Below are 1,485 nucleotides of genomic sequence, written 5' to 3' on the forward strand. Positions count from 1 at the left end.
TGCAAGGGTCCCCGGTTCCGGCTTCGCGTCGCACCGACGATGGTCACCCACCGTCACCGAAACACGTCCCCGAACTCGGCGGAGGCGATCGTGTCGACCGGTGGCCGACGACGAGCCGATCGCCTGTCGCAGAACACTAGTCACAGGCGTGTCACGACCATCACGATCGACCCTCACATTACCGAAACTTTACCTACATCGCCGTTTCCTTCTCCGGGTATCGCGGGAAAAGCACTTGGATTCCCGAAAGTCGATCTTGAGCTGTTTTGACGAATATTGCCGGCGTATGGCCCTGGTCGGAGAGTGATCGACCCGTGCCGGCCGGACGGCAACAACGGCGTCCCGTGCCGCGACGGTCGACGATCGAGGGCTGCTCCGAGCGGCCGGTGGAACTCGACACACACGACGGCGCCCTCCTTCGGAACGAATCCGAGGGAGGGCGCCATCGAGGTTTTCGTGCGACCGATGGATTTACCCGGGTCGAATCGCCGCGTAGAACGGCATCGAGTCGAGCGGCGCCGTGGTCACGTTCTTGCCCGGCCGCGGGGCGTGCACGATCTGGCCGTTGCCGATGAACATGCCCACGTGCCGGTTGTCCGAGTAGAAGAACACCAGGTCGCCCGGCTGAAGCGAGCCCTTGGCGATCCGCGGACCGTCGTTGACCTGGGTCCACGTGGTCCGGCTGAGCGAGACGTTCGCCGCCTTCCAGGACGCCTGAGTCAGACCCGAGCAGTCGTAGGAGCCGGGGCCCTCGGCGCCGGAGACGTACGGCTTGCCGATCTGTGCCATCGCGAACGCGATCGCCGCCTTGGCCCGGCCGGACGCGGGGATGTTCGTCGCCGGCGGCGTTTCCGGCTTGTCCCGCGAGCTGCGGTCGTTGCCCCGCGTGGTGTCGCCCGCGTGCTCGTCGGAGTCGAGGACCTTCTTCTGCTGCTCCTCGGTGAGGGTGTTCAGCAGTCGTTGGGCCTCGGCGAGCTTGGCCTGAATCTCGGTCTTGTTCTTGTTCAGCTCGGTCCGCAGCTTCTCCAGCTCGCCGAGCTGCGAGGAGGCCTCGGTGCGGTCCTGCTGGAGAACTCGGGCCTGCGCCGCGATCTGCTTCAACTTGGCGGCCTGTTGACCGTCGAGCTGGGACAACATCTGCGACTTCTGCAGGTAACCCTCGGGGTCGCCGCTGAGCGCGAGCGAGAGCGACGGCGGCAGACCGCCGCTGCGGTACTGGTTGGCCGCCAGGACACCGATCTGATCGCGCAGGGCGTTGAGCGCGGTCTGTTCCTCGGTGATTCGCGCCTGCGTCTGGTTCGCGGTGCCCTGCTGCTTGGTGATCTGCTCCTCGACGCCGTTGGCGGCGTCGGTGGCCTTGATCACGTCACTGTGCAGCTGGTTGACGCGGTCCTTGGTCTGCTGGAACGACTGCGCGGGATCCGCGCTCGCGGTGCCGGCGAAGGTCATCACGCCGGTCATCGTCGCGGCGGCCGTGACGACGGT

1 protein-coding gene is annotated in these 1,485 nt (G+C 66.3%); it reads right to left on the minus strand.

Features of this window, described 5'->3' with window-relative positions:
- Nucleotides 1-471: 471 nt before the first annotated feature.
- The coding region (locus tag ABZS54_RS42920; RefSeq protein WP_355548892.1) for an NlpC/P60 family protein at nucleotides 472-1,485 on the minus strand (1,014 nt) is incomplete at its 5' end.

It is taken from the genome of Embleya sp. NPDC005575, from assembly GCF_040605455.1.
Taxonomy (GTDB): Bacteria; Actinomycetota; Actinomycetes; order Streptomycetales; family Streptomycetaceae; genus Embleya.